Origin of the sequence: Promicromonospora sp. NPDC050249 (genome assembly GCF_040656015.1) — a bacterium.
GTDB lineage: Bacteria > Actinomycetota > Actinomycetes > Actinomycetales > Cellulomonadaceae > Promicromonospora.
Map to the genome: position 1 here is coordinate 1 of NZ_JBFAKY010000053.1, position 26763 is coordinate 26763.

Below are 26763 nucleotides of genomic sequence, written 5' to 3' on the forward strand. Positions count from 1 at the left end.
CCGCCACGAGCTGCAGGTTCGTCGCCTCGTCCCACAGGCCCAGCTCGATGGCCTCGACCTGGCCGGCGACCTGGCTGGTCCAGTAGACCTCGAAGACCGGTCTCGACAAGCTCGACCGACGGGGTCGCCAACGGGTCGGCGGGGCAGTTGATCACGGGCGGGCCGGTCGTCCGCCGACGAGGGTGTAGCCGACGGCGGTGGCTGCCACGACACAGAACACCCCCGCCGGTGCGACGGTCCCGGTCAGCAGGACCGCCGCAAGGACCGCCGCGGCAGCGGCGGCGAGCTCCGGCTGTCGTCTGCGGACGACGGTGCGCAGCCCCGCCCGGTCGTTCGTCTTGGGCGTGACCAGGAACTGCGCGCGGATTCCGAGACCTACCCGCAGGACCGCGCGCAGCGTGACGATCGCGACGGACGCGTAGAGCAGGCCGCCGCGCAGCAGGAAGAGGCAGGCCGTGGCCAGCCCGCTGCGCCGGACGCTACGGATCGCCTCGGGCAGCAGGGGCACGGACCCGAGGATCCCGAGCGAGGCGCCGAGCGCCACCGGCACTCCCGGCACCCGTTCGGCGGCGGCCGCGAGGGCGAACGCGAACAGCGCGACCATCGTGGCGGTGCCGACGAGCGGCGAGGCGAGATCCAGGAACACGTCCAGCCGTCGTGCGGGGCGCAGCCGGGTGTCGAAGAGCAGGCCTCGCCCACGGCCGAGCAGCTGCATGGCACCCTCGGTGAACTTGCCGAACTGCGTGGTGAAAGCGGTGTAGTCCGTGGGGGCGTCCTCGACGGAGACGAGGTCGGGCACGTAGCGCACGATGCGTCCCTGACGCGCCAGCTCGAGGGTCAGTGCGGCGTCCTCGGCGACCACCTCGGGGAACCCGCCGGCGTCGCGCACCGCGCCGACGTCGAGCAGCGCGCCCCGGCCGACGAAGGTAGCCATGCCGAGCCAGGCCCGGCCCGCCGAGATCGCCCGCAGGTGGGTGTCGAACATCCCGCGGAAGTCCCGGACGAACCGGGTCTCGCCCCGCCGCGAGCGGATCGCGCCCTGCACCACCGCCACCCGGGGGCTCGCGTGGAGGTGTCGCAGCGCCGCCCGGACGAAGTCCGGGCCGATCTCCTGGTCGGCGTCGATGATCACCACGGCGTCCACGCCGTCCGCATGATGGCGCAGGTAGTTGTTGATGTTCCCGGCCTTGAACCCGCTGCGGTCGGCGCGGCGGACCACCTGGACGGCCCCGGCGGCGCGGGACGCGAAGGCGTCAACGGCGGCCCGGGCCGCGGCGCCACGCGAGTCGTCGAGGACGACGGTCTGGGTGCGCGGGTGGGTCTGGCGCATGCTGCGTTCCACGACGTCGGCGCGGAAGTCGTCCGCTGTCGTGCAGAGCAGGGCGACCACCAGGTCATCGAGCTCGGGGCGCGGCTTACGGGCCCGCATTCCGACCGAGGGGTGCGATCGCCGGGTCGCGGCGACCAGGAGCACGGCAGCCCGGATGCCGACCAGCCAGGCCGCGGCGATCGCGGCGGCGGCGAGCGCCGTCGTCGTCCAGGTCGTGGGCGTCGCGGGGCGGGTCGCCGCTGTCAGGACGAGCCACGCGCCCGTCGCGAGGACGGCCCAGGCCACGGCCAGGGAGAGCGCGGGACCAAGCGCGGCGAGCGCTCCGGGCGTGCCCTCGCCCCGTCCGGAGAGACCGGGCGAGCGGCGGCGGTGCGGGCGGGACTCGTCGGGTTCGGGGGCGTCTGGGCCGGTGGTCAGCATGCCTCTGATCCCACCGGGGGCGGGCCTGCGGATCACTGGTGCGAGGGCGAGACCGGGGGTAGACCAGGCACTACCTCGTAGGTCGAGCCGGCGCTATCCCGGTCCGGAATCCGCGACGGTACCGTGATCGAATGCGCCGATCAGACAGCCTCGCCCTCGCCCTGCGGCGGCCCAACTACCTCGTCTCGGGGTGGCTGCTGCAGGCGTGGCTGTTCACGTCCTTGACCGCGATCATCGCGGGCCCGCTGGGAGCCATGGGCATGAGCGGCGCCATGCGGTGGCCTACGTCCTTAGGCCCGTTCGCCGCTCTCCTGGCGATCACACTGGCGTTCGGTCCGCTGGTCGCCCGGCTCGACCGCAGCCGCGTGCGCCGGCTGGGCGGTACGCAGATCGCGGACCCGCACTCGCCGACCGAGCTCCGCTGGCTCCGCCGCGTCGCGTTGCGGCTGCGCGAGCCCGCGACCTGGCGGGAAGTGGCCTATGTGGCTGTCGTGCTACCGATCGGCTGGGTCGCCGCGTCGGTGCACATCGCCGCCCTGTGGGCCGTGTCCATGCTCTTCATGGTCCCGCGGTACTGGATGAACGGCGGCGCGGTCGGGGTCGACAACTCGTCCGGCGTCGTCCTCGGCCTCCTCGTCGCGATCGCCGCGATCCCTGTCGTGGGCTATGTCCTCGGGCTGCTCGCGCTCCTGCAGGCGGCCCTGGCACGGGCGCTCCTGGCGCCGCGGGGCCCTGAGCTGCGTCACCAGATCGAGCGGCTCACGGCCTCACGCACGAGCCTGGTCCGGTCGTTCGAGGGCGACCTGCGGCGCATCGAGCGCGACCTGCACGACGGAGTACAGCAGAAGCTCGTGACGCTGACGATCGCCCTGGGCTCGGCCGAGCTGGACGCCGCCGACCTGGCACGGGCGGGCGTCGACGTGGGGCGCCTGCACGGCCACCTGGGCCGGGCGCACGATCTCGCCGAGGCCGCCCTCGAGGATCTCCGCTCGACGGTCCGCGCCATCCATCCGCGGGTGCTCGCCGACCACGGGCTGACGGCGGCCGTGCACGAGCTGACCTCCAGGATGCCGGTCCCGGTGATTCTGACGAGCACCGTCGAGGACCGCTTCGACCCGGAGATCGAGCTCTGCGCCTACTTCGTTGTCAGCGAGGCCCTGACGAACGTCGCGCGGCACAGCCAGGCGGGAAGGGCGCGGGTGGTGCTCGCTCGCGACGGTGGGCTGCTGACGGTCCGGGTGCACGACGACGGCCTCGGCGGGGCCGACTTCGGGTCGGGCGCCGGGTCGGGCGCCGGGTCGGGCGCCGGCTCGGGCACCGGCTCGGGGACCGGGCTCGTCGGGCTGCGGGAGCGCGCCGAGGCCGCAGGGGGCAGCCTGACGGTGACCAGCCCGCCCGGCGGGCCCACGACGGTAGCCCTGCTCCTGCCGGCCCGTGCGCGGGAGGCCGCGCTGGACGCTCGGCTGCGAACTGTCGAGCCGCGAACAGCCCAGCCGCCGTCCGCCCAGCCCACGGTGACGGAGACTGTGTGACATGCGGATAGTGCTGGCCGAGGACTCGATCCTGCTGCGCGACGGCCTCGTCGGGCTGCTCGAACGGGTGGGGCACCAGGTGGTGCACGTGACCGACAACGCCGACGAGCTGGTTCGGCTCGTGCTGGCGGACGGCGCGCACGGTGAGCTGCCCGACCTGGTCATCACCGATGTCCGCATGCCGCCGCGGCTGCAGAACGACGGCATCGACGCGGCGGCGGAGCTCCGCCGCCACCACCCGGCGCTGCCGGTGGTGCTGCTGTCGCAGTACGTCGCCGACGCCTACGCGCGCGACCTGCTCGCCGGCTCGTCGGGCGGGATCGGCTACCTGCTCAAGGACCGCATCGGGCGCGTGAGCGACGTCATGACGTCGCTGGAGGTCGTAGCGGCCGGCGGCACGGTCATCGACCCGCAGATCGTCCATTCGCTGCTCGACCGGAGCTCGTCACCGCTGGACACGCTGACGCCGCGCGAACGCGAGGTGCTGGCGCTGATGGCGGAGGGCAGGGCGAACCCTGAGATCGCCCGGCGGCTCGTCGTGAGCGACGCGGCGGTCGCCAAGCACATCGGCAACGTGTTCGCCAAGCTGGGGCTCGCCGCCGACGACGCGGGCCACCGTCGTGTCCGGGCGGTGCTCGCGTACCTGCGCGGCTGACCGGACCCGCCGGATGGCGGTCGATCGACGCAGAGGCGGCCGCGTTCGGCGGATGTGCTCCGTGTGCACGTGGGCAGAGACTTGGGCAGCGCGCACAACCTCGTGCGCAACAGGAACGAAGGAGTTCTCGTGGCCGAGACCCTGAAGAGGCCCCCGTTCGACCCCGAGCTCGAGGCGGCGCTCACGCTGCTGGCCGACCAGATGCCGTCGACCATCACGCCCGAGATGATCCCGCTGATGCGCCAGGGCCTGCCGGGGCTCGATACGGGCGTCGACGACGCGCTCGCCGCCGCCGGTGTCGAGCGCCGGGACGTGACCATCCCCGGGCACGAGGGGGGCGAGATCGAGGTCAGCGTGCTGCGCCGCCAGGGCAGGACCGGCGTCGGGCCGGGGATCTATCACACCCACGGCGGCGGGATGATCATCGGCGACCGGTTCGTCGGCCTGGACCAGCTCCTGGGCTGGATCGCCGACCTCGACGCGGTCGCCGTCACCGTCGAGTATCGCCTCGCGCCCGAGTTCCCCGACCCGTACCCCGTGCGCGACTGCTACGCGGGTCTCGTCTGGACGGCGGAGCACGCCGAGGAGCTCGGCATCGACCCGGACCGCCTGATCATCGCAGGCGCGAGCGCAGGCGGCGGCCTCGCTGCCGGTACCGCGCTGATCGCTCGGGACGAGGGCGGCCCCGCCCTGGCCGGGCAGGTGCTGATCTACCCCATGCTGGACGACCGCGACCAGACGGTCTCAACCCGACAGATCGACGGGATCGGTGTCTGGGACCGCGGCTCGAACGTCACTGGGTGGTCGGCGCTCCTGGGCGACCGGCGTGGGACGGACGATGTCTCGATCTACGCGGCACCCGCGCGAGCCACGGACCTGTCCGGTCTGCCGCCGGCATTCATCGACTGTGGCAGCGCCGAGGTCTTCCGCGACGAGGACGTCGCCTACGCCTCGGCGCTCTGGGCCGCGGGCGTGCAGGCCGAGCTGCACGTCTGGCCCGGCGGGTTCCACGGCTTCGACATGATGGCGCCGCACAGTGTGCTGGCCAAGGCCATGCGGGCGGCGCGGGACACGTGGGTGGCGCGAGTGTTCGGCGTCTGAGCGTCGCTTAGGGTTGTCCCACACGCGCGATGGAGCGAACCTATGCAAGAGCTCGTGGGACGACTTACCGCACTTGATCCCGAGGCCAGCGAGACCCTCAAGGTGGTGGCCTACTTCGATGTGCTGGTGGCGGGCTGCGTAGGGCTCCAGGCGCTGCTGCGCGGTGCGGCGGTACTCAGCGGAACGGTCGCGGGTGCGTTCGACGGCAGGCGGACCCACCGCATCGGTCCGGATGGTGGCCTTGCGGCCGACGACGTTGGTTCCGCCGGCCCTCGGCCCGGCTGGCCGACCCGAACCACCGGCACCGGGAGGGTCTGGCTGGAACGGGACGGCTCGCCGCACGCGAACGACGAGATGGTCATCGAACGGCTGGCGCTCGCGGTCGACGTCGTCGGGGCGAGTCGTCCTGGTCACCGGGACAGCTCGCTGGAGACAGCGCTCGACGCCGCGCGCGACGTCGAGGAGCGGCGGGTCGCGCTGTCCCGGCTCCGGCTCGACCCGGCGCGTCCCGTCCGTGCAGTGGCGCACCCGCTCGCCCACCCGGTCGCGCTCCACACGGAGGCGGTGCCGTCGACGGTGGTGGCCACGCCCTACGGGCTGGTGCGTGCGGTCGTCCTCGGCACGGACGCGGAGGTCTCCGGCCCGGCCGGGGTGGGTGTCCCGCTCCGCGCGGACGAGCTCCCGGAGTCCTTCCGGACCGCGGTGCTCGCGCTGCGGCTGCTTCCCGAGGGCGACGCCGTCGTGGACGCCGCCGCCCTCGGGATACTGCTGGCCGCCGTCGGCGCACTGGAGCCGGTCGCCGCCGAGCAGCCGGACGTCGTCGCGCTGGCCCGCCTCGACGCTCGCGCCCGTGCGGTGCTCGACGAGCTCACGGCGACCGAGAGCGTCCGCGCCGCGGCGGCGGCGCTGGGCATGCACCACTCGACGCTCCAGGCACGCCACGACGCCCTGACGAACGACCTCGGCTACGACCCGCGGACCCTGGACGGGCGAGCGCGGTTTCGGCTGGCCCGCCTGCTGCTGCGCCTGGCGGAGGACTGAGCCGACGAGCCCGCCGGCGTCAGACGAACGCCCCGAGGAGCAGCACCACCAGCAGCGCCACCACGGAGAGCACGGACTCCATGAGGGACCAGGTCTTGAAGGTCTGGCCGACGGTCATGCCGAAGTACTCCTTGACGAGCCAGAACCCGGCGTCGTTCACGTGGGAGAGGAACACCGAACCCGCGCCGATGGCGAGCACGAGCAGGGCGGCGTGTGTCGGCTCGAGGCCGGCGGCCAGGGGCGCCATGATGCCCGCCGCGGTGATGGTCGCGACCGTGGCCGACCCGGTGGCGATCCGGATGAGGGCGGCCACCATCCAGCCGGCCAGCAGCGGGGTGATCCCGGCGTCCGCGATGCCCGAGGCGATGACCTCGCCGACCCCCGAGTCCACGAGGGTCTGCTTGAAGCCGCCGCCCGCGCCGACGATGAGCAGGATGCCGGCGATCGGCGCGAACGACGAGCCGACCAGGTCGCCGAGCTGCTGGCGCGTGCGCCCGACGGCGGTGCCGAAGGCGAACAGGGCGAACAGCGAGGTCAGGAGCAGCGCGACGAGCGGCTCGCCGAGGAACTCCAGCACGGTCCCGTAGCCCGTCTCGGTGGCGCCCGCGATCTCGACGACGGACCGCGCCAGCATGAGGATCACCGGGAGCAGGACCACCAGCACGGACATGCCGAACGTGGGCTTGCGCAGGCCCGCGGTGGCGTTCGACGGGCCGCCGTCGTCGGGTGCGCCGTCGGCGTCGGCGGTGCCGGCCGCACCGGCGCCGTCGGACATACCGAGGACGCTGACGGGCGGCGCGAGCCGCACCCAGCGGGTGAGCGGGATGGCGAGCAGCGGGCCGGCGACGATCACCGTCGGGACCGCGACGAGCAGCCCGAGCCCGAGCGTGAGGCCCAGGTCGGCCCCGAGGGCCTCGATGGCCAGCAGCGGGCCCGGGTGCGGGGGCACCAGGCCGTGCAGGGCGGAAAGTCCGGCGAGCGCCGGGATGCCGACGAGCACGGGGTTGGTGCGCATGCGGCGCGCCACGATCATCACCACGGGGATGAGCAGCACGACACCCACCTCGAAGAACAGCGGGATGCCGACCACGAACGCGATGAGCGCCATGGCCCAGGGCAGCCGCTTCGCGGGCGTCTTGTCGAGGATCGTGTCGACGATGCGGTCGGCGCCGCCCGAGTCGATGAGCAGCTTGCCGATGATCGCGCCGAGCGCGATGAGCACGCCGACGCCGGCGACCGTGGACCCGAGGCCCGCGGAGAAGCTGGTGAACGTGTCGGTGAGGCCGATCCCCGCCGTCACCGCGAGCACACCGGACCCGAGCACGAGGGCCAGGAACGGGTGCACCTTGAGCCAGACGATGAGCACGATGATGACGGCGATCCCGGCGACGGCAGCGATGACGAGCTGCGGCGTCGAGGCGGTCGGCTCGGCCGCTGCCGCGGCCTGGGGGAGTGCTGCTGCGGCGCCCTGGGTGAGCAGGCTGGTGGAGTGGAACATCAGTGGTCCTCGTGCTCGGTGCTGGATCCGGTGCCGGGTTCGGTGGCAGGTGCGACGGCGGACTCGTCGAGCAGGCGGAGAGCCTCCTCGACGATCTGGTCCGGCCGCGGGGTGACGTCGACGGCGAACCCGGGCTCGTCGTCGCCGAGCGGTTCGAGGGCGGCGAGCTGGCTGTCGAGCATCTCGGGCTTCATGAAGTGCCCGGCCCGCCCCTGGATGCGCTCGCGCAGCAGGTCGTAGGAGCCGGTGAGGTGCACGAACTGCACGGTGCCCGCCGTGTTGTCGCCGGCGGTCTCCAGCAGGTCGCGGTAGCTGCGGCGCAGGGCGCTGCACGGCACGACGGCGCTCCGGCCCGCCGCGAGCTCCGTGGCGAACCAGTCGCGGATCCCGTTGAGCCACGGCCAGCGGTCGTCGTCCTCCAGCGGATGGCCGGCGGCCATCTTGGCGACGTTCGCGGGGGAGTGGAAGTCGTCGCCCTCGGCGAACGAGGCGCCGAGCCGTCCGGCCAGGAGCGCGGCGACCGTCGTCTTGCCCGATCCGGCCACGCCCATGACGACTATCGCCCGGGGTGCGCGGTCCGTCCCGCTGCTGGCTGTTCCGCGGCTGAGCGGCCCGCTGGTTGGCTGGGCCGAGAACTTCGCTGTCTCGGTGACGTCTGTGTCCATCTCCCTATCCTCACCCATTGATGACACCATTAACGCGTGATTAATGTCACCAATGGTGGAACGGGTGATGCGGCCGCCGACGCCGCTCACGAACGCCGCACCGGGCGTGACCGCCCGGCGCCCTATTCTTGGAGGATGCCCCCAGTGCTGCACGGCCCCGTCCTCGATGCCCTGGGCCGTCGCATCACCGCAGGCGAGCTGCCTGCCGGGGCGTCGCTGACGCTGGACGGGATAGGCGCAGAGTTCGGGGTGTCGCGCACCGTGGCGCGTGAGGCGATGCGTCTTCTCGAAGCGGTCGGCCTGGTCCGTTCCGGGCCGCGCGTCGGCATCGTCGTCCTGCCGCACGACGCGTGGAACGTGCTCGACCCCCGGGTCATCGAGTGGCGGCTGGCCGGGCCCGGCCGCGCGTCGCAGCTGCGCTCGCTCACCGAGCTGCGCCAGGCCGTCGAGCCGCTCGCCGCCGCCTGCACAGCACGCGGGGCCACCGCCGCCGTCCGCGACGAGCTGGTCGGCATCGCGCGCCGGATGCGCGAGCTCGGCGAGGCGGGCAAGGGCGACGGCGAGGAGTTCCTGGCGCTGGACATCGAGCTGCACGAGCTCCTCCTGCGCTCCAGCGGCAACGAGCTGTTCAGCGCGCTCGCCGACGTCGTCGCCGTCGTCATCTCCGGACGCACCCACCTGGGCCTGATGCCCGCGTACCCGGAGCCGGAGGCGCTGGACGCGCACGAGGCGGTCGCCGCCGCGGTGGCCAGGGGTGACGGCCCGGCCGCCGAGGAGGCGATGGCGCGGATCGTTCGTGAGGTGCGCGGGGCGCTCGGCGAGAGCCGGGCGCTCAAGCCCTGACGGTCGCCCGGTCCCCGGTTCAGCGCAGCGCGGCCAGCAGCGGGAGCCGGACGGCGGGCGGCAGCGGCCCGTCGTTCGGCCGCGCGCTGATCGACCGGAGCTGCAGCGCCACGAACCGGCGCGAGGCGGCCACCGCGGCCTCACGTGAGGTGGCCCGGATGCCGGAGTTGGCCATGATCAGCATGACGAGGTCGTCCAGGACGAAGTCGCGGCGCAGGCCGCCGGCGTCCTTGGCCCGCCGGATCAGCCCGGACAGCGCCTGCAGCGCTCGGCTGCGCTCCTGGGCGAAGTCGACGGCCTGAGGGAACGCCGAGACGAACGCGGCGGTGAAGCCACGGTCCTCGGCGTGCATGGCGGACACCTGCTCGATCACCGTGCGCAGCCCGCGCCACGGGTCCGGGTCGGCGACCGCGGCGTCGACCAGCGCGTTGCAGGCCGCCATCTGCTCCCGGAACGCCTCGGTGACCAGCGCCTCCTTGGTCGGGAACCGCCGGTACAGCGTCGCCGGACCGACGCCGGCGCGGCGGGCTACCTCCCGCATCGGGACGTCGATGCCCTCCTCCGCGAAGATCGTGCGCGCCACCTGCAGGATGCGGTCGCGGTTGTCACGCGCGTCGGAGCGCAGCTCGTGCGGCGAGGGCGTGGCCACGGTCGTCGCCGCGGCCTCGGACTGGTGCTCGGTCATGTCTCTCGCTTCGCCGAAACGGACGGGGTGTTCCACTCGCGAACGTCCATGCTGCCACGTCCGAAGGCGGTCCGGCGTCCGCCATCGCCACGAGACGACCATGCACCTGCTGCCAGACCGAGCCGGATCTTGGCAGCAGGTGCATGGTCATCCCGGACGGCCGACGGGTTTTGCCGGGACGGTCAGGGATCAGTTCTGGAGCAGCACCTTGATGGCGCGCCGTTCGTCCATCGCGCGGTAGGCGTCGGCCACCTCGGCCAGCGGCAGGGTGAGGTCGAAGACCTTGCCCGGGTCGATCTCGCGCTTCCACACCAGGTCGAGCAGGTGCGGCAGGTACTCGCGCACGGGGGCGACGCCGCCACGGACGCCCTTGTTGCCCCAGAACAGCGTGTCCGTGGGCAGGTCTCCGTGCGGCACGCCGACCAGGCCGATCATGCCGCCGGGGCGTACGAGCCCCACCGACTGCGCGCGGGCCTCCTCGGTGCCCACGCACTCCAGCACGGCGTCCGCGCCGATGTCCTCGGTGAGCTCCAGGACCTTGGCGAGCCCCTCCTCGCCGCGCTCGGCGACGATGTGCGTGGCGCCGAACTCCTTCGCCACCTTCTGTCGCGACTCGTGCCGGCTCATCGCGATGATCGTCGTCGCGCCGAGCTGCGCCGCGGCGAGCACACCGCTCAGCCCGACGGCGCCGTCGCCCACCACCACGACGCTCGAACCCGGCCCGACGCCGGCGGAGACCGCCGCGTGCCAGCCGGTGCACATCACGTCGGAGAGGCTCAGCAGGCTCGGGATCAGGTCGGCGTCCGGCTCGCCCGGGGTGGCGAGCAGGGTGCCGTCCGCGTTGGGGATGCGGATCTTCTCGGCCTGGCAGCCGTCGAAGCCGCCGCCGTGCAGGCAGTTGGCCTGCATGCCCTTGCGGCACACCGCACAGGTGTTGTCGCTGTGCAGGAACCCGCCGACGACGAAGTCACCGGGCTTGACGGTCGTGACCGCGGCACCGACCTGCTCGACGACGCCCACGTACTCGTGCCCGATCGGCGTCGGCCGCTTGACCTGGGAGATGCCGCGGTAGCGCCACAGGTCCGAGCCGCACACGCAGGCGGCGACGGTCCGGATGACGGCGTCGGTGGGTTCCACGATGACGGGGTCGGGCCGCTCCTCGAAGCGGACGTCCCCAGGGCCATGAATGATTGCTCCGCGCATGTGCCCATTGTGCAGGTGCCGGGCGGTCGGCAGCTCGTCAGGTGGTCGGCAGTCCGGGCTACCGATCATTTGACGAGCTGCCGACCACCCGGCGGGCCTGTCAGGAGTGCGCGGCGCGGACCGCGTCGGCGAGCGACGTGGCCGGACGGCCCAGCAGGCGGGCGAGGTCGTCGCTGTCGGTCTCGAGGTCGCCCGCGGCGATCGAGGCGTCGAGCCCGGCGACGAAGCCCGCGGTGCCGGCGTCGAGCCCGACCTGCTGCAGCTCGGCCTGGAACTCGTCGACCGACAGGTCGCGGTAGGCCACCTTGGTCCCGGTGACGTCGCTGATCGTCGCGGCGAGGTCGCCGAGGGTGAACGCGGGCCCGCCCAGCTCGTGGACGACCTCGTCGCCCTCGTCGGTCAGCAGCGCCGCAGCGGCCGCGACGGCGTAGTCGGCGCGCGCCGCGCCCGAGATCTTGCCGTCCCCGGCCGCGCCGGCGATCTCGCCGCGCTCGAGGTACTGGCCCAGCTGTCCGGTGTAGTTCTCGTGGTACCAGCCGTTGCGCAGGATGCTGATCGGGATGCCGGACGCGCGCAGCGCCCCCTCGGTGCCCTCGTGCTCACCCGCGAGCGGGTTGGAGGTGTTCCCGGCCTTGAGGATGCCCGTGTAGGCGATGCGCCCCACGCCGGCGGCCTTCGCGGCGTCGATCACGGCGCTGTGCAGCGCGACGCGCGTGCCCGGCTCGCTGGCGGAGACGAGCAGCAGGCGGTCCACCCCGGCCAGGGCGGCGGGCAGGGTCTCGGGCCGGGCGTAGTCGCCCTCGCGGACCTGGACGCCGAGCTCCGCGAGGTCCGCTGCCTTGCTGGGCGTGCGGACGATCGCGACGACGTCCGAGGCGGGAACGCCGCGGGAGAGGAGCTCCTCGACGGCGTGGTGGCCGAGGCCGCCGGTGGCTCCGGTGACGGCGTAGGTGGTCATGACACTCTCCATTGCTTGGGTAGTTGCTAGCAGGTAGCACTAACGAATCGAAAGTACACCACATTCCCGCCGTGCGCGGTACCCTGGGTCCGTGAGCATCACCGACCTGGGATCCGACAGCCCCGCGCAGGAGCTGGTGGCGGACGTCTTCGCGCGCGACTGCGACTCGCGCGCCGCGTTCGAGGTCGTCACCTCCAAGTGGGCCTCGCTCGCGCTGCTCGCGCTCGGCGAGGGGAGCTACCGCTTCAACGCGCTGCGCCGACGGGTCGAGGGGGTCAGCGAGAAGATGCTGTCCCAGACGCTGCAGGCGCTCGAGCGGGACGGCATGGTGACGCGCGACGTCGTCACGACGATCCCGCCGCGCGTCGAGTACGCGCTGACGCCGCTCGGCGAGGGCGTCGCGAAGAAGCTGCGGGCCCTCGCGGACCTCCTCGAGGGCGCGGCGGCCGAGGGCGCCCTCGGGCAAGCTGCCGTGGAGCCGGGCGAGAAGGAGCCGGGCGAGGAGCGCGCGTAGCAGGTCGGCGTTCGGACCGATGGGCCGCGGCGTGGCGGCCCGCGCGGCCGGTCCAGCCGCTACGATCACGCGGGTGACAAACCAGGACATGATGGGCCCGGCCAAGGCTGCCGAGCCGGTCTTCGCGCCGGACGCGCACCGGCTCGACCTCGGACGGCTCGGCGCGATCACCCTCGTCGTCGGCATCCTGCTGACCGGGCCGCTCGGGTGGGCGTGCGGCTACGCGGTGGTGACCGACCCCGATCCCGTCGCCAAGGCGATAGCCGGCTTCTTCGGGCTCCTGTTCGGCGGGCTGTGCGTCCTGTTCATCGCGAACTTCTGGCGCGTGACCCGGCCCCGCGGCATCGTCGTCGACGCGGCAGGGATCTGGTTCTGGCACGGCACCTCGTGGGACCTGGTCCGGTGGACGCAGGCGGCCCGGGTCGGCCTGGCGTACGAGATGCCGCCGGAGCTGCCGACCATCGGTGGACCCGTCGCCCACCTCAAGGCGAAGCTGAGCGGCTGGCTCAAGGACCGGCTCTACGGTGCGCTGCGCATCACCGACAAGCGGGGCATCGCGCTGGAGGTCGTCCCGATGCGCGAGGACGACCTGCTCGAGCTGCCCCGCCTCAAGCGCTACCGCGCCAAGGACCCCGCACCGCTGCCCGGCCTGCCCCCGGTGCGGCTGTGCGTCGGGCTGCCCGGCGGCTACCACTCGTTCGCCGACCTCATCGGCGCGGGCGAGCGGTTCGGCGGGCACACCTGGGAGGGCTGGTTCCGCCGCCAGTGGACCGGCGGCGCGGGCCGCGGCGCACGCGAGACCGGCTGAGGTCAGCGCGTGGGGCGGGCGGGCTCGACGTCGGCCAGGTCGATGCCCCACGACTCGCGGACGAGGGCGCGGCCCGCCTCCGTGACGTCCAGGCCGCGGCCCGAGCGGTGCCTGGTGACCCAGCCGGCCGCCAGGAAGCGCGTGCCGACCGCGGAGCCGAGCGCGCCCGCCAGGTGAGGGCGCCGTTCGGTCCAGTCCAGGCACGCCCTGGTGGTGGGCCGGCGGCCGGAGACGGCGCCGTCGACGTCCACCCCGAGCTCGCGCAGCCCGACGGCGCCCGGGTCGGTCAGGGCGAGCTCGTCGCGGCCCGCGAGCCAGCCCGCCCGGAGCCAGGCGTCGGTCAGGGCGGTACCGAGCCGGCCCGCCAGATGGTCGTAGCAGAACCGGGCCGCCGCCAGATACTCCGCACGTCGGCTGCGGCGGTACCCCGAGACGGGGGCGGCGTCGGCGACCACGCCGAGGGACTCCAGGGCGGTGGCCACCTCGCGGCCCGCGAGCGAGTAGTAGCGATGCCGGCCGCGGCTCTCGCGGGTGACCAGACCGGCGTCGACCAGCACGCCCAGGTGCTCGGACGCGGTCGACGCGCTCACCCCTGCCGCCTGGGCGAGCTCGCCCGCCGGCCGCCTGCTGCCGTCCATGAGCAGGTTCAGGAACGTGGACCGCGCGGGGGTGGACAGCGCGTGGCCCAGCGCGGTGAAGTCGCGGTCCCTGGTCATGGGCCGACGGTACGGCCGGGACATTTCGGCGTCCACCGAAGCTTTCGCGACCTACGGTCCCGTCATGAACAGATCGATGAGCGCCGCGACCCACGACCTCGAGGTCCACCTGCCCGACCGCCCGGGAGCCCTCGCCGACCTCGGCCAGGCGCTCGGCGAGGCGGGGGTGAGCCTGGAGGGCGGCGGCGTGTTCACCCATGACGGCCGTGCGGTGGCGCACTACCTCGTGCACGACGGCGCCCGCGCGCTCGCGGCCGTCCGTGCGGCCGGGCTGGGCCCGGCGGCGGTGCGCGACGTGGTGCTCGCACGCCTGGACCAGGAGGTGCCCGGCCAGCTCGGTACGCTCGCACGCCGGCTGGGCGACGCCGGGGTCAACGTGCTGGTCCAGTACAGCGACCACGTCGGCAACCTGGTGCTCCTGGTCGCCGGCGAGGACGTGCCCGCCTGCCGGGACGTCGTGGCACGGTGGGAGAGCGACCGGCTCACCGCCCGCGGCCGGCGCGCAGCCGGCCGATGACCGTCCAGGTGAGCATGCGTGCCATGCGCAGCGGGCCGTAGCGGACGCCCGTGACGAACGGCGCCTCGCCCCGCAGCACTGCCTCGGCTCCGCCGTCGACGAACAGCACCTGGCCGGTGGTGAACGCGGCGTCCGGCGACAGCGGCCAGGCGATGGCCGCGGTGACCGGCTCGACCGGACCCGGCATGCCGAGTGGCTGCGGCAGGGCATCCTGGAGCACGCGGGTCGTCGCGTCGTCGGTGAGCATGGTGCGGCGGGCGGTCTCCGTCTCGACGATGCCTGGTGCCACCGCGTTGAGGAGGATGCCGGCACCGGCCCAGTCCTCGTGGACGGCGCTCCGTCGCAGCCACCGGTTCAGCGCGATCTTCGTCGACCGGTAGACCACCGACCCGCGGCCGCGTGCGGCCAGGCGGTCCGCGACCGCCCGGGCGCGGTGCTCGTCGCCGGCGAGGCAGGCGTCGACCAGGTCGGTGTCGCCCGCGGAGAGCGACGACGCGGAGCTCACGACCACCGCGCGCGGGTCGGGCCCACGTGCCAGAACGTCGCGCAGGGCCGTGAGCAGGGCGAGCGTGCCGAAGTAGTTGAGCCCGACGGCGATGCCCGGCTCCCCGCTGCCCGCGACGAGGGCCACGCCGTCGATCCCCGCCGGAGCGAGGTCCCGGACCCGGCTGACGGCGAGGACCCGGCCCGCGGTGGTGGTGAGGTCGGCGTGGACGTCGGCGGCCGGGCCGATGCCGCAGCGGATCACGCGTGCGCCGACGGTCTCGAGCCGGTCGGCGGTTGCGGCTCCGATCCCGGAGTCGGTGCCGGTGACGACGTAGGTGCGACCGGTGTGCTCGGGCATGGTTCCTCCGGGACGGGGCGGGATCGGCTGCACCGAGAACAGGTGCACTAGTGCATCAATACACTAGTGCACTGTTCGGTATGATCGGAAGATGAGTGAGCGAGCAGGCGTCCGGGACCGCAAGCGCGCCGAGACCCGCGCCGCCATCGTGCGCGCGGCGACCGGCCTGTTCCTCGAACGGGGCGTCACCAGGACGTCGATAGACGACATCGCCGCCGGGGCGGGTATCGCGCGCCGAACGTTCTTCCTGCACTTCCCGTCGAAGGAGGACGTGCTCTTCCACTACCTGGAGAGCCACGTCCGGCGCGCGGCCGGTGTGCTGGACGCCCTGCCCGCGGAGGCGCGCCCGGAGCAGGGGGTGAGCGCCGTCATGGCGGAGCTCGTCGAGCTCTTCGCGGACCCGGGCGCCGGTGCGGACGCGCTGGCCGACCTGCGCGCCGAGCTCGTCACCGCGTCGCGCGGCCTGCCGGCATCGCTCGTCGTCCGGCTGCAGCGAGCGCAGGCCGACCTGGTCGAGGCCTTGCGGGAGAGGTTTCCCGAACCTGCCGGCTGGCCGCTGCTGTCCGCGCACCTCGGTGCCTGCATGGGCGCCGCGGCCGCGGCGGCGGTCGCCGTCGAGCGACCCGAGGCGCGGGCGGGCGCCATCCGGGACGCCGTCGAGCGCGCGAGCGCCGGATTCGGCGCGGCGTCCACGGCGTAGCCCGACGGGCGCGGCCGGGGGGGATCAGCGGGCGTCGACCCCCACCAGCTCTGCCGAGCGGTCCCACAGCCGGCGGGCGAGGTCGGCGTCGCGGGCCTGGGGGTTGACGCGCCGGGTGACACGACCGCCCTCGTAGTACGCGCCCGACTGCCAGTCGGCGCCGGGCTCCGTCCGCGCGAATCGGACCAGCTGCGCGGCGCCCTTCTCCGGCGTGGCCAGGACCATCTTGCCGATCCGGCTCTGGTAGAGGGGCCGGAAGAAGCTGGTGCTCTCGGCGCCGAAGTTGGTCGCGACGCCGCCCGGGTGGAAGGCCGCTGACGACAGGCCGCGGTCGTGGAAGCGCCGGTGCAGCTCGGTGGTGAACAGGATGTTCTCGAGCTTCGCCGTGCCGTACGCCCGGTGCGCACTGAAGTCCCGGTCGTGGTCCAGGTCGTCGAGGTCGAGGTGCCCGAAGAGCCGGGCGCCCACGCTCGACGTCTGGATGACGGAGGCGCGGCTGGCGAGGAGCTTGTCCAGGAGCAGGCCGGTCAGCAGGAACGGCGCGAGGTGGTTGACCTGGAGCGTCCGCTCGTGGCCGTCGACGGTCTTGGTGCGGTCGCCGCCGAGGATGCCGCCGGCGTTGTTCGCCAGGACGTCGATGCGCGGGTAGGCGTCGTCGAGCTCGGTGGCCAGGCGGCGCACGTCGGCGAGATCCGTGAAGTCGGCGACGAAGTGCTCCCCGCCCACCTCGCGGGCGACGTGGGCGGTCTTCTCCGGTGAACGCCCGACGACGGCGACACGGTGGCCGGCGGCGCTGAGCAGCCGGGCCGCGGCGGCGCCGATCCCGTCGCTCGCGCCCGTGATGACGATGATCTTGGGGGAGGTGGTGTCCATATTGCACAGCATGTAGCGAGTGGCACAGTGTGTCAATAGCGACGCATCGTGTAATCTCTCGCGGTATGGACCAGGCGCACACCGACCAGGCACGCACCGGCCTCCGGGAACGCACCCGCCGGGCGATCCAGAAGGAGATCACCGAGGCCGCGGAGCGGCTGTTCGTCGAGCGCGGGTACGAGGCGACGACGATCGGGCACATCGCCGAGGCCGTCGGGATGTCGCGCCGCACCCTCTACCGGTATTTCTCCACCCGCGAGGACGTGGTGCTCGCCAAGCTCGACGTGGTGGGCGACGAGGTGCTCGCGGCGCTGCGCGAACGGCCGGTGGGCGAACCGGTCTGGACCGCCCTGCGGCACTCGTTCGACGGGATGATCGCGCACCTCGACCACGCGGGGTCCACCGGTCTCGCGGCGCCGATGCAGCGCATCATCCTCGAGACGCCGGGCCTGCGCGCGCGGTACCTGGAGAAGATCGAGCGGGTCGAGAGCGCGGCGGAGCTCGTCCTGCGGGAGCGCGCCGACGCTGCGGGCAAGCCGTGGGGCGTTGACGACCCGACGCCGCGCGCCGTCGTCGCGGCCGCGCTGGGCTGCGTCCTGGCCGCGGAGCACGCGTGGCTCGCCGGCGGCGCGACGCAGACGATGGCGGTGCTCGTCGACCGGGCGATGGCCGCCGTCGGGCCGCGGGACTGAACGGCGCGCCGCTCCGGCCGCAGGCCTGAGTCCGGCGCCTCGGGTTCGAATCGTTTCTCCGGCGGGCCTCGACCATTGAGCTGACATTTATTTGCGGACGAGTCGCGCCGTTCTGACCTGCGCAATTGCGGCGCATTAAATGCATACGAATCCGATATAGCGGATAAATTGGTTGTCAGCGCCGTCCAGCGTGATCACACTCGGTGTCGGGTCATTTCTCAGGAAACACCAACGCGGGGGTTGGCGATGTCCGAGGCACGTCTGCACGACCTGGTGATCACGCGATTGGAACGGCGCTGGCTGGGAGCCGCGGTCGCCGTCGGCTTCGCGGCATCGCTGCTGATCGCCGTCGGACCGCAGGAGGCCGCCGAGGCCGCTCCGGACGTGCCGTCGGCAACGGCAGGCCAGGGGCCGACCGACCGGCCGATGCCCGACGGGGTGCGTCGCTCCACCGCGCTGCCGGAGGACGAACGCCCGCCCGTGGTCCCGGAGGCGGTGTCCGCCGGCGGCGACGCGACGGAGGTCACCGCGGGGGAGTGGCGGGCGCTCACCGCGCCTGCCCGGCCGCTCACCGCCCCCGGCAGCTTCGACGAGCTGGACCTACGCCCGGGCTTCCTGCTCGGCGATACCTCGGTGGTCCTCTACTTCTCCGGTGGGGACGTCGACCCGGACTGGACCCACGCCGTCGTGCGGCTGTACGAGGGTGACGACCAGACCGAGCAGGAGTCGGTGCGTCTCACCCGTGCGGAGCTGGAGGGGCCGCGGTTCTGCGGCACCGCCGAGTTCTGCCGCAGCTTCGGCACGGAGGACGGCTGGGAGCTCGAAGAGGACAAGGACTACTTCGTCACGGTCGCGGCAGTGCTGCCCGGCGGCGACGAGGCGGTCTCGGAACCCTCGGGCGAGGCCAGGCCGCGTGCGACGATCCTGCCGCCGAGCATCCCGGACGACCAGGCAGCGGGCTGCGGGTGCGAGAACGCGCTTGCCCCGACCGCCGGCGGACAGGCGCAGCGCGGCGTGGGCGTCAACACCGGCACCGGCGCGTTCGTGCGGGTCGAGCGGGACATGCAGATGGCGTCCTTCGGCATCCCGTTCGCCAGCGCGCGCACGTACTCCTCGGCGAACAACCGCCAGGGCCCGTTCGGCGTCGGCTGGGCGTGGTCCTACGACATGCGCGTCACCGAGACGGACGACGGCGTCATCGTGCGCGCCGAGGACGGCGCCGAGGCGCTCTACACCCCGGACGGGGACGGATACACGCGCCCGCCGGGCGTGCGGTCGGACCTGCGGCGGGACGGCAACGGCTGGGAGCTGGTCACGCCGCAGCAGGTGAGGTACGAGTTCGGGGCGACGGGGCGGCTCGGCGCCGTGCTCAACCCGCGGGACGACGGCGTCCGGCTTGCCTACGTCGAGGTCGACGACAAGGGCAAGGACGAGGACCGCGACGAGGTCAGGATCACCGACGCCTCGGGGCGCACCGCCGTCGCGCACCTCGTGGACGGGCTGATCGAGAAGCTCTCGCTCCCGGACCGCCGCCATGTGCGGTTCGAGTACACGGACGGCCTGCTCGCCGAGGTCGAGGACGCCCGCGGGAACGAGTGGCGGTACCGGTACGAGGCCGAGGGCCGGCTCGCGCAGGTGGTCGACCCGCACGACGTGGTCATCGTGCACAACATGTACGGCGCGGGCGGCCGCGTGGTCGCGCAGCGGGACGGCGTCGGCGCGGAGATGACGTTCGCGTGGGACGGCGACAAGCAGGAGGCGCGCAGCACCGACGCGGACGACGTCTCCATCTATGACGGCTACCACGGCAACGTGCTGATCTACAGCCAGCGCAGCACGGGCGACGCCGACAACCACCGCTACAACCGGCGCCTCGACCGCAACCTCGTGGTCAACGGCAACCAGTACCAGCACGTGGTGGAGTTCGACACGAAGGGCAACCCGACGCAGGCCGTGGCCCCGCAGGGCTTCGACGAGAAGACGAAGTACGACGACCGCAACAACCCGATCGAGTACACGGACGCCAACGGCAACGTCTGGAAGAACACCTACAACGAGTTCGACGAGCTGGTCCGCAGTGTCGACGCCGAGGGCAACGACATCACGCACGCCTATGACGACCGTGGTCTGCGGACCTCCACGACCGACCAGCGGGACAAGGTCACGCGGTACGAGTACCTGCCGGACGGCGACGAGAACGCCGGGCTGCTGTTCGCCGTCGTCTCGCCGGAGGGGCGCCGCACCGAGTTCTCCTACGATCGGACCGGGCGCCAGGTGGCGCAGACGGACCCGCGCGGCACCGCCGACCCACGGCAGCGGCGGCACTACACGACAGTGACGCGGTACGACGAGCAGGACCGCGTGGTCGAGGTCGAGGAGCCCGGCAAGCTCCGCGGCTGGCGCACCGTGTACGACGACGTCGGGCGGCTCGCCCACGAGATCACGCCCGAGGGTGTCGTCAGCGAGTACGACTACCTCGACAACGGCCTGCAGTCGCGCGTCGACGCGGGCGGCCGGGTGGTGACCTTCGCCTACACGGACGCCGGTCGGCGCGCGTCCGAGAGCGTGCGGATGAAGGGCGAAGACCTGACGACGTCGTACACGTACGACGCGAAGGGCCTGGTCAAGACGGTGACGTCGCCGCGAGGCAACGTGCAGGGCGCGAACAAGGCGGACTTCACCACCGAGTACTTCTACGACGCCAACGACAACCCGATCCGGATGCGCATGCCGTACCCGGGCGGCGGGCACACGGACCGGGACATCAAGGTCGACGCGCTGGACCGCACGACGGCGTCGATCAACGAGCTGAACAAGACTTCCAGCTTCGAGCGGAGCAACACCGGTCAGGTCGACTCGGTCACGGACACCAAGGGCCGTACCACCCGGATGGGGTACGACAAGAACGGGCGGCAGACCGAGCGGACGGACTCGGGGAACAAGACGACCCGCACCGAGTACGACGCGGCGGGCAACAAGATCAAGGAGATCTCGCCGACCGGCGGGATCACCACCTACGCGTACACGGACGACGGCCTGCTCGCCTCGGTGACGGAGCCGCGCGGCAACGTGGAGGGTGCGGACAAGAACCGGTTCACCACGCGGTACGAGTACGACCTCGCGGGGAACCGGGTCCGGGAGATCGACCCGCTCGGCAACACGACGTCGACGAAGTACGACGCGAACAACCGGCCCACCGAGCGCACCGATGCGCGCGGGGGGACCACCTTCTACGCGTACCGCGACGACGACCAGATCAGCCATGTGCGGCAGCCTGACGCGCCGAGGCTGCCCCTGTTCTCGCAGGCCTTCGCGACGGTGCTCGCCTACGACGACGACGGCCGCGTGGTCGGGGTGCGGGACCCGCAGGGTGGGCGCACGCGGGTGGCCTACGACGATGCGGGACGTGCCGCCACCACCACCGACCCGCTGGGCCGGACCACGCACATCGGCTACGACGCCGAGTCCAACGCGGTCTCGAGCATCACCACCGACCGCCACGAGGACCTGGACGACCTGACGGAGGGCGAGCGGGCGGAGCGGACGATCACGTCGGTCTACGACCTGCGCAGCCGCCTGACGAGCCAGCGGATCGGGTCCGCCGGCCCGGAATACACCTACGGCTATGACGCGAAGGACCGGACGACGTCGTACGGCGACCCGCTGGGCGTGCGCACGGTGACGTACGACGACGAGGACCAGATCACCAAGGTGGTCCGCGAGGAGCCGAACCAGACCACCGAGACCTTCACCTACGGGTACGACCAGCGCGGCAACATCACCGAGCGGACGTATCCCGACGGCACCCAGATCACCTCCACGTACGACGACGACTCGCGGCTCGCCTCCACGACGGCGTCCGGTGGTTCCACGGGCGGCCAGGTCGCGAAGTGGGAGTACGCGTACGACGTCGCCGGGCGCCGGACATCGACCACCCTGCCGGCGTCGACGGGCCTCATCGAGGAGCGGAGGTACGACGACGCCGGCCGGCTCACGTTCATCGGCACGGAACGCACGGGCGAGCCGGTCGACGGGGTGCAGGACCCGGTGTCCGCGTTCGACCTCACGCTCGACCCGGTGGGCAACCCGACCCAGGTCCGGACGACGCGCGGCGGCGTCACGGAGGCCGTGGCCTACGCGTACGACGACGCCAACCGGGTGACCACTGCCTGCTACGCGGCGCAGGAGTGCGACCGCCACAGCAAGGACGCGGGGCGGATCTCGTACGAGTACGACCTGCTCGGCAACCGGACCGAGCAGAAGCGGTCTGGCTCGGCGGGCAACGACGTGACGCGCTACTCGTACGACGACGCGAGCCAGCTGACCAGGGAGCTCACGGTCGGCAAGGAGGGCGCCGAGCGCAAGGACTACGAGTACGACGTGCGCGGCAACCAGACCCGCGCGGGCGACGACCGGCTGAAGTACAACCTCGACAACACGCTGGCCGAGGCGAACGTCGGTGGCGTGGTCACCCGGTACACGTACGACGCCACCCGCATGCGCCTCGACGCCATCTCGGGCATCGGGGCCGGTGCCTCGACACGGCACTGGGCCTGGGACACGAACGGCTCGCTGGAGAACATCGCCGTCGACTCGGTGACCGGTGCGAGCGGGGCGGTGATGAGCCGGCAGGCGTTCGCCTACGGGCCGACCGACGAGCCGCTGGCCCTGCTCGAGACGCAGGGTGGCGCACACGTGTACACCCACGACTGGCTGGGTGGCGTGGCGAACATGCTGTCGCTGGACGGGCAGGTCGAGGAGGGCTACGACTACGACCCGTTCGGGAACCCGAGGCAGGGGGCGACGCTCGCGGGAGCCGTCGCCGAGAAGGCAGGGGGTGCGGCGCAGGACGATGAGGCTCCGGCGGCCGAGGGCGCCGAGCCGAAGGCGGAGCTGAAGAACCCGATGCGGTTCGCCGGCGCGTACCTCGACCCGACGACGGGCGAGGGCAACTACGCGATGCGTGCCCGGAACTACGACCCGGGCACGGGGCGGTTCTCGTCGATGGATCCGGCCGGAGCACGGCCGATCGGCTCCTCGCCGTACGCGTACGCGGCCAACAACCCGCTGGTCTACACGGACCCGACGGGCGAGATCGAGGAGGCCGGGCCTACCGGCGGTAGCACCACCTCCAACCCGAACGACCCCGGCGCGGAGGTGGAAGGGCCGAGCGCCGAGGACGTGGCGAAGGCGCAGCAGCTCGAGTCGAAGTCGATGCTGGACGTCATCCTGGAGGCCGGCGGGCAGGTCCTCATGGAGTTCCTGGGGATCACCGATCTCATGGACTGCCTCGACGGGGATCTCGGCGCCTGCGTGATGCTCGTGGTCGGCGCACTTCCGTGGGGCAAGATCTTCAAGGCGGCGAAGATCGGCGAGGCCATCTACAAGGCCGGCAAGGCCGTGATGACCTTCTCCAGCGAGCTGAACTGGGCCAAGCAGATCCTGTCGGGCGCCAAGAAGGCGAAACAAGCGGCAGAGGCGGCGAAGGCCGCCGCCGCGAAGGCGGCGAGAGAGGCCGCCGCGAAGGCGGCCAAGGCGAAGGCCGCGGCAGACGCCAAGATCAAGCAGCTGGCGGCGGAGGCGAAGGAGCGAGCACGAGCGCAGGCGGCCAAGAAGAAGGCCGACACCACGGGTAAGGGGGACTCGGCCAAGGCGGACTCGCCGAGCCCGGGCTGCAACAGCTTCTTGCCCGGCACCTTGGTCCTGCTCGCGGATGGTTCCCGAAAGCCGATCGAGGACCTCGAACCAGGCGACGAGGTGCTCGCGGCCGACGAGGACACCGGAGACCGGTCGGGTTCACGCCTGGTCACCGCGCATGTCACCGGCAGTGGCGAGAAGACTCTGGTCACAGTCACGATCCGGGAGCGCGACGGGGACAAGCAGAAGATCGTCGCCACGGACGGACACCCGTTCTGGGATCCCGAGGACCGGGCCTGGGTGGACGCGGTCGACCTCCGGTCGGGCGACTGGCTCAAGACGAGTGCTGGCACCTGGGCCCGAGTCGCGGACGTCGACGTCGAGCACGAGCGCGCGGTGGTGCACAACCTCACGGTGGATCGGGACTCCACCTACTTCGTGAGTGCGGGCGACGGCGCGGAGGACGCCGGACTCCTGGTGCACAACGCGAAGTGCAGCGGCGCGAACCTGGGGCGGAACCTTGGTAGTTCCGGGCTCCCCGCCGACGTCCACCCGCAGGCTCACCACATCGTTCCGTGCGCATGCGGCACGCGCGCTCCGAACGCCGCTGCGATCATGAACCGCCACGGTATCGACCTGAACGCCGCGGAGAACGGGGTCTGGATGACTCGTCGATCGCACCAGCGGACGTTTACGGGGGACTATTACGACTACATCGACCAGCAGGTCGTCGATGCCGACGCGGTCGGTGGCAAGCAGGGTGTGCTGGACTTCCTCGCCGCGACCAAGTCGCAGCTGGCGGGAATGTCTCAGGCATCCCTGGACGAAGGGTGGGCCTGGGACTAGTGGATGACGTGGCCGACTACCGAGCGGACGGACCGGTCGACGACAAGGAGCCAGCCGTCTTCGGCGTCGAGAAGATGGCGAACGAGTACGGGGTCGTGTACGCGGACCAGAGCGCGTTTCCTGGACCGCCCGCGTGGGAGCACGACTGGCAGGAGCCGTACCCGGTATTCAGCGACAGGGTGGTTCTCGAGCGCGAGCCCGGCGAGCTTGCCGACCTTCCGGATTTTGTGCGGTGCCCGCAGATCTGGCACTTCGCGTGCACCGAGAGGGCGGTCGACGTTCTTCGTCAGGTCTGTGGACGGGATATCAACGTCTTCGGTCACGGTGTGGTTGGTGACGTGGAGCTGTCATTCGTCCAGGTGGTCGGAACCGCGTCCAGGATCGACCGCGAGAAGTCCGTCGTCGACAGCTTTCCGACGTATGAGCTGGTGCAGTGGCCGGCGTTCTACGACGAGGATCTGCCCGGGCTCGGAGACAGGCTGTTCACGTTGCCCGGGCGGCAGTTCACCGGGGTGTTCGCCGGTTCGGCAGTTCGCGCGGCGATCACCGGAGCAGGGCTGACGGGGCTGAGGTTCGTCCGGGTGTAGTGCGGAGTCCGCCGACCGCGCGACGTCGACTACGCGACGTCGACGTGCTTGCGGGCCGACTCCATGAAGGCGAAGACGCTCTGTCGGGACGTGTCGCGGAGGCGCGCGAACTCTTCCCGTTCGAGGTCGGGCTTGATCCGGTCCACGTCCGTGAGCGCTTGCCTGCCCAGCTCGATCAGGTCACGGGACTCCGTGATCAGCTCGACCCGGAACAGTGCCTCCTGCGCTGTGGTGAACAGCCGGTAGGTCTCATAGCGGAGCGTCTCGGGGTCGGCGCCGTCGCGTTGGTCGTGAATGGAGTACCAGCGGTCCTTGGAGGTTCGACGCAGGTTGATGAGCGCCCCGCCGAACGCGGTGTACGCGCTGACCCGCTCCTGGCGCAGGCGCTCGTTGCGCTCGAAACGTTCGGCGTCCGCCCGGTTCCGGCGCTGGAAATAGTGCGTCGCGAGCGAACCGAGCAGTGTGCCGACGACGGCGACCACGCTGGTCACGATGATTTCCACGAGCCGAAGCCAACCATGACGGGGCGTCGTTGAGAAGCGGACCTCTCGCCAGGCGTGGAGCGGGTGCTGCGGCGCGCGTCAGGGCCCTCGGGGCGACAGGTACTGAACAGGCCATGTTGCTGTCAGTAGACGATGTCTACTCTCGGCAACACAGTTGAGGCGTGTGGGCTCTACCTCGGCCGCCGGGCTCAGCCCGCCGCCGGCGCCGCCAGGCGGTCCAGGGCCGCGACCACGAGTGCCTCGACGCCCGTCTCCAGCGTCGGGTGGGGCACCGGCGCGAACCGCGGGGAGTGGTTGGAGGGGATGTCCCGGTCCGTCGTCCCTGCGGCGAACGCCGCCCGGTAGGCGGCCGGGTCCCAGCCGCCCAGCAGCCAGTACACGATCGGCACGCCGACGGCGGTGGCCAGCAGCCCGACGTCCTCGCTGCCCGCGACCGGGCCGGGGTCGATGACCCGCTCCGCGCCGAAGCGGGCGGCGAGGACGCCTCGCGTGCGCTCGGTCTCGACCGGGTCGTTGACCACTGGCGGGAACGAGTCGCCGGCGGTGATCGTCGGCGGCTCCGGCGCGCCCGCAGCGGCCGCCTCGCCCTGCGCTATGCGCTCGATGGCGGCCAGGACCCGGGCCCGCACCGCCTCGTCGTAGGAGCGGACGTTCACGCCGAGGTACGCGTCGTCGGGGATGATGTTCTCCTTCGTCCCGGCGCGCAGCGTCCCGACGGTGACGACGGCGGCGTCGCCGGCCGCGACCTCGCGCGAGACGATGGTCTGCAGCCGCATCACCGTCGACGCGGCCATGACCACCGGGTCGACGGTCGCCTCCGGCCGCGACCCGTGGCCGCCCTGTCCGACGAGCCGGATGTTCAGGACGTCGGTGCCGGCGAACGCCGGTCCGGCGTGGACGCCGAGCAGGCCCGCCGAGACGGGCGCCACGTGCTGCCCCAGCACGATGTCGGGGCGGGGCACCAGGTCGTACAGGCCGTCGTCGATCATGGCGCGGGCGCCGCGGCCCAGCTCCTCCGCGGGCTGGAACACGACCACGAGCGTGCCCGACCAGGCCGACCGGCCCCTGGCCAGCAGGTCGGCCGCACCGAGCAGGGCGGCGACGTGCACGTCGTGCCCGCATGCGTGCATGACGCCGGACTCGACCCCGTCGGCGGTGGTGGCGCGCACGGTGCTGGCGTACGGGAGGCCGGTCTCCTCGGTGACGGGCAGGGCGTCCATGTCGGCGCGGAGCAGCACGCACGGGCCGTCGCCGTTGCCGAGCACGCCCGCGACGCCGGTCCCGCCCAGGCCGGAGTGCACCACGTACCCGAGGGTCGCGAGCCGCTCGGCGGCGACGGCCGCTGTGCGGTGCTCCTCGAAGGAGAGCTCGGGGTGCTGGTGCAGGTCGACATAGGTGTCGTACAGCTCCTGCCGCAGCCCGCCGAGCGGCGCAAGAACGGCATCGACCCCTGCGGGCACCCCTGAATGTGTCATACGCCCACGATCCCACCGGCGAGCGCGGACTGCGCGGGCCGGACCGGGTGATCGGCAAGATGTCAGGTGGTCGGGGGGCCCGGGGGGCCCCCCCCACACGGAAAAACCAAAAACCACACC

At 72.3% G+C, this 26763-nt stretch carries 23 protein-coding genes; 12 read left to right on the forward strand and 11 right to left on the reverse strand.

Translation table 11 applies throughout. The features are described from left to right. Positions 1 to 151: 151 nt before the first annotated feature. Positions 152 to 1750, reverse strand: coding sequence for a glycosyltransferase family 2 protein (locus AB0I32_RS25660; RefSeq protein ID WP_357511261.1), 1599 nt, complete (start codon positions 1748 to 1750; stop codon positions 152 to 154). 131 nt (positions 1751 to 1881) lie between these two features. On the opposite strand from AB0I32_RS25660, the gene AB0I32_RS25665 reads away from it, so the two are divergent. The 4 genes from AB0I32_RS25665 to AB0I32_RS25680 all read left to right on the forward strand — a co-directional run bounded on the left by AB0I32_RS25665 (position 1882) and on the right by AB0I32_RS25680 (position 6079). Continuing rightward, the gene (locus tag AB0I32_RS25665; protein WP_357511263.1) at positions 1882 to 3282 is read left to right on the forward strand and encodes a sensor domain-containing protein; all 1401 of its coding nucleotides are present in this window, start codon (positions 1882 to 1884) and stop codon (positions 3280 to 3282) included. A 1-nt stretch (position 3283) separates the two neighbouring features. Next, the gene (locus AB0I32_RS25670) at positions 3284 to 3937 is read left to right on the forward strand and encodes a response regulator transcription factor (protein ID WP_357511265.1); all 654 of its coding nucleotides are present in this window, start codon (positions 3284 to 3286) and stop codon (positions 3935 to 3937) included. Positions 3938 to 4066: 129 nt separating this feature from the next. After that, positions 4067 to 5038: an alpha/beta hydrolase gene (locus AB0I32_RS25675; protein ID WP_357511267.1), complete on the forward strand. Its 972-nt coding sequence runs from the start codon at positions 4067 to 4069 to the stop codon at positions 5036 to 5038. Between the two features lie 42 nt (positions 5039 to 5080). Beyond that, a complete protein-coding gene (locus tag AB0I32_RS25680) occupies positions 5081 to 6079 on the forward strand; it encodes a hypothetical protein (RefSeq protein ID WP_357511269.1) in 999 nt (332 codons plus the stop codon). A gap of 19 nt (positions 6080 to 6098) precedes the next feature. On the opposite strand, the gene AB0I32_RS25685 is transcribed toward AB0I32_RS25680, so the two are convergent. Together AB0I32_RS25685 and AB0I32_RS25690 are read right to left on the reverse strand one after the other, a co-directional pair. Next, complete coding sequence (locus tag AB0I32_RS25685; protein WP_357511271.1) at positions 6099 to 7577, reverse strand: gluconate:H+ symporter; 1479 nt, start codon at positions 7575 to 7577, stop codon at positions 6099 to 6101. Then, positions 7577 to 8128, reverse strand: coding sequence for a gluconokinase (locus AB0I32_RS25690; RefSeq protein WP_357511304.1), 552 nt, complete (start codon positions 8126 to 8128; stop codon positions 7577 to 7579). Before AB0I32_RS25690 ends, AB0I32_RS25685 begins: the two co-directional genes overlap by 1 nt. A gap of 249 nt (positions 8129 to 8377) precedes the next feature. Between AB0I32_RS25690 and AB0I32_RS25695 the strand changes: the two genes are divergently transcribed. Continuing rightward, the gene (locus AB0I32_RS25695) at positions 8378 to 9085 is read left to right on the forward strand and encodes an FCD domain-containing protein (RefSeq protein WP_357511273.1); all 708 of its coding nucleotides are present in this window, start codon (positions 8378 to 8380) and stop codon (positions 9083 to 9085) included. Between the two features lie 19 nt (positions 9086 to 9104). Here the strand turns inward: AB0I32_RS25695 and AB0I32_RS25700 are convergent, their stop codons facing one another. From AB0I32_RS25700 to AB0I32_RS25710, 3 genes are all read right to left on the reverse strand, one after another. Continuing rightward, positions 9105 to 9770 carry a helix-turn-helix domain-containing protein gene (locus AB0I32_RS25700; protein WP_357511275.1) on the reverse strand — a complete coding sequence of 222 codons (666 nt, stop codon included), beginning with the start codon at positions 9768 to 9770 and terminating at the stop codon, positions 9105 to 9107. Positions 9771 to 9959: 189 nt separating this feature from the next. Continuing rightward, positions 9960 to 10973, reverse strand: coding sequence for a zinc-dependent alcohol dehydrogenase family protein (locus AB0I32_RS25705; RefSeq protein WP_357511277.1), 1014 nt, complete (start codon positions 10971 to 10973; stop codon positions 9960 to 9962). A 100-nt stretch (positions 10974 to 11073) separates the two neighbouring features. Then, positions 11074 to 11931: an SDR family oxidoreductase gene (locus AB0I32_RS25710; protein ID WP_357511279.1), complete on the reverse strand. Its 858-nt coding sequence runs from the start codon at positions 11929 to 11931 to the stop codon at positions 11074 to 11076. A 91-nt stretch (positions 11932 to 12022) separates the two neighbouring features. Between AB0I32_RS25710 and AB0I32_RS25715 the strand changes: the two genes are divergently transcribed. Together AB0I32_RS25715 and AB0I32_RS25720 are read left to right on the forward strand one after the other, a co-directional pair. Further along, positions 12023 to 12445, forward strand: coding sequence for a helix-turn-helix domain-containing protein (locus tag AB0I32_RS25715; RefSeq protein ID WP_357511281.1), 423 nt, complete (start codon positions 12023 to 12025; stop codon positions 12443 to 12445). 73 nt (positions 12446 to 12518) lie between these two features. Further along, a complete protein-coding gene (locus AB0I32_RS25720; protein WP_357511283.1) occupies positions 12519 to 13253 on the forward strand; it encodes a hypothetical protein in 735 nt (244 codons plus the stop codon). 2 nt (positions 13254 to 13255) lie between these two features. Here AB0I32_RS25720 and AB0I32_RS25725 read toward each other — a convergent pair whose 3' ends face one another. Continuing rightward, complete coding sequence (locus AB0I32_RS25725; RefSeq protein ID WP_357511285.1) at positions 13256 to 13969, reverse strand: winged helix-turn-helix domain-containing protein; 714 nt, start codon at positions 13967 to 13969, stop codon at positions 13256 to 13258. Between the two features lie 64 nt (positions 13970 to 14033). Here AB0I32_RS25725 and AB0I32_RS25730 point away from each other — a divergent pair, with 64 nt between their 5' ends. Next, positions 14034 to 14486 carry an ACT domain-containing protein gene (locus tag AB0I32_RS25730; RefSeq protein ID WP_357511287.1) on the forward strand — a complete coding sequence of 151 codons (453 nt, stop codon included), beginning with the start codon at positions 14034 to 14036 and terminating at the stop codon, positions 14484 to 14486. Here AB0I32_RS25730 and AB0I32_RS25735 read toward each other — a convergent pair. Next, complete coding sequence (locus tag AB0I32_RS25735) at positions 14452 to 15330, reverse strand: SDR family oxidoreductase (protein WP_357511289.1); 879 nt, start codon at positions 15328 to 15330, stop codon at positions 14452 to 14454. The two genes, AB0I32_RS25730 and AB0I32_RS25735, sit on opposite strands and share 35 nt — an antisense overlap. Before the next feature lie 91 nt (positions 15331 to 15421). Here AB0I32_RS25735 and AB0I32_RS25740 point away from each other — a divergent pair, with 91 nt between their 5' ends. After that, on the forward strand, positions 15422 to 16030 hold the full coding sequence (locus AB0I32_RS25740) for a helix-turn-helix domain-containing protein (RefSeq protein WP_357511291.1): 609 nt from the start codon (positions 15422 to 15424) through the stop codon (positions 16028 to 16030). A gap of 24 nt (positions 16031 to 16054) precedes the next feature. Here AB0I32_RS25740 and AB0I32_RS25745 read toward each other — a convergent pair whose 3' ends face one another. Continuing rightward, positions 16055 to 16903 carry an SDR family NAD(P)-dependent oxidoreductase gene (locus tag AB0I32_RS25745; RefSeq protein ID WP_357511293.1) on the reverse strand — a complete coding sequence of 283 codons (849 nt, stop codon included), beginning with the start codon at positions 16901 to 16903 and terminating at the stop codon, positions 16055 to 16057. A gap of 65 nt (positions 16904 to 16968) precedes the next feature. Between AB0I32_RS25745 and AB0I32_RS25750 the strand changes: the two genes are divergently transcribed. The 3 genes from AB0I32_RS25750 to AB0I32_RS25760 all read left to right on the forward strand — a co-directional run bounded on the left by AB0I32_RS25750 (position 16969) and on the right by AB0I32_RS25760 (position 24665). After that, positions 16969 to 17595, forward strand: coding sequence for a TetR family transcriptional regulator (locus AB0I32_RS25750; RefSeq protein ID WP_357511295.1), 627 nt, complete (start codon positions 16969 to 16971; stop codon positions 17593 to 17595). A gap of 246 nt (positions 17596 to 17841) precedes the next feature. After that, positions 17842 to 24078 (forward strand): polymorphic toxin-type HINT domain-containing protein, encoded by a 6237-nt coding sequence (locus AB0I32_RS25755; protein ID WP_357511297.1) that lies wholly within the window; start codon positions 17842 to 17844, stop codon positions 24076 to 24078. A gap of 8 nt (positions 24079 to 24086) precedes the next feature. After that, positions 24087 to 24665 (forward strand): hypothetical protein, encoded by a 579-nt coding sequence (locus AB0I32_RS25760; RefSeq protein ID WP_357511298.1) that lies wholly within the window; start codon positions 24087 to 24089, stop codon positions 24663 to 24665. A 29-nt stretch (positions 24666 to 24694) separates the two neighbouring features. On the opposite strand, the gene AB0I32_RS25765 is transcribed toward AB0I32_RS25760, so the two are convergent. Further along, the gene (locus AB0I32_RS25765; protein WP_357511300.1) at positions 24695 to 25168 is read right to left on the reverse strand and encodes a hypothetical protein; all 474 of its coding nucleotides are present in this window, start codon (positions 25166 to 25168) and stop codon (positions 24695 to 24697) included. 188 nt (positions 25169 to 25356) lie between these two features. Next, the gene (locus AB0I32_RS25770) at positions 25357 to 26643 is read right to left on the reverse strand and encodes an amidohydrolase (protein ID WP_357511302.1); all 1287 of its coding nucleotides are present in this window, start codon (positions 26641 to 26643) and stop codon (positions 25357 to 25359) included. Between the last annotated feature and the right edge of the window lie 120 nt (positions 26644 to 26763).

Coding starts and splice junctions, on each gene's coding strand:
- AB0I32_RS25660 (WP_357511261.1), bottom strand. CDS start 1,750: ATGCTGACCACCGGCCCAGACGCCCCCGAACCCGACGAGTCCCGCCCG.
- AB0I32_RS25665 (WP_357511263.1), top strand. CDS start 1,882: ATGCGCCGATCAGACAGCCTCGCCCTCGCCCTGCGGCGGCCCAACTAC.
- AB0I32_RS25670 (WP_357511265.1), top strand. CDS start 3,284: ATGCGGATAGTGCTGGCCGAGGACTCGATCCTGCTGCGCGACGGCCTC.
- AB0I32_RS25680 (WP_357511269.1), top strand. CDS start 5,081: ATGCAAGAGCTCGTGGGACGACTTACCGCACTTGATCCCGAGGCCAGC.
- AB0I32_RS25685 (WP_357511271.1), bottom strand. CDS start 7,577: ATGTTCCACTCCACCAGCCTGCTCACCCAGGGCGCCGCAGCAGCACTC.
- AB0I32_RS25690 (WP_357511304.1), bottom strand. CDS start 8,128: ATGGGCGTGGCCGGATCGGGCAAGACGACGGTCGCCGCGCTCCTGGCC.
- AB0I32_RS25695 (WP_357511273.1), top strand. CDS start 8,378: ATGCCCCCAGTGCTGCACGGCCCCGTCCTCGATGCCCTGGGCCGTCGC.
- AB0I32_RS25700 (WP_357511275.1), bottom strand. CDS start 9,770: ATGACCGAGCACCAGTCCGAGGCCGCGGCGACGACCGTGGCCACGCCC.
- AB0I32_RS25705 (WP_357511277.1), bottom strand. CDS start 10,973: ATGCGCGGAGCAATCATTCATGGCCCTGGGGACGTCCGCTTCGAGGAG.
- AB0I32_RS25710 (WP_357511279.1), bottom strand. CDS start 11,931: ATGACCACCTACGCCGTCACCGGAGCCACCGGCGGCCTCGGCCACCAC.
- AB0I32_RS25725 (WP_357511285.1), bottom strand. CDS start 13,969: ATGACCAGGGACCGCGACTTCACCGCGCTGGGCCACGCGCTGTCCACC.
- AB0I32_RS25730 (WP_357511287.1), top strand. CDS start 14,034: ATGAACAGATCGATGAGCGCCGCGACCCACGACCTCGAGGTCCACCTG.
- AB0I32_RS25735 (WP_357511289.1), bottom strand. CDS start 15,330: ATGCCCGAGCACACCGGTCGCACCTACGTCGTCACCGGCACCGACTCC.
- AB0I32_RS25740 (WP_357511291.1), top strand. CDS start 15,422: ATGAGTGAGCGAGCAGGCGTCCGGGACCGCAAGCGCGCCGAGACCCGC.
- AB0I32_RS25745 (WP_357511293.1), bottom strand. CDS start 16,903: ATGGACACCACCTCCCCCAAGATCATCGTCATCACGGGCGCGAGCGAC.
- AB0I32_RS25750 (WP_357511295.1), top strand. CDS start 16,969: ATGGACCAGGCGCACACCGACCAGGCACGCACCGGCCTCCGGGAACGC.
- AB0I32_RS25755 (WP_357511297.1), top strand. CDS start 17,842: ATGTCCGAGGCACGTCTGCACGACCTGGTGATCACGCGATTGGAACGG.
- AB0I32_RS25770 (WP_357511302.1), bottom strand. CDS start 26,643: ATGACACATTCAGGGGTGCCCGCAGGGGTCGATGCCGTTCTTGCGCCG.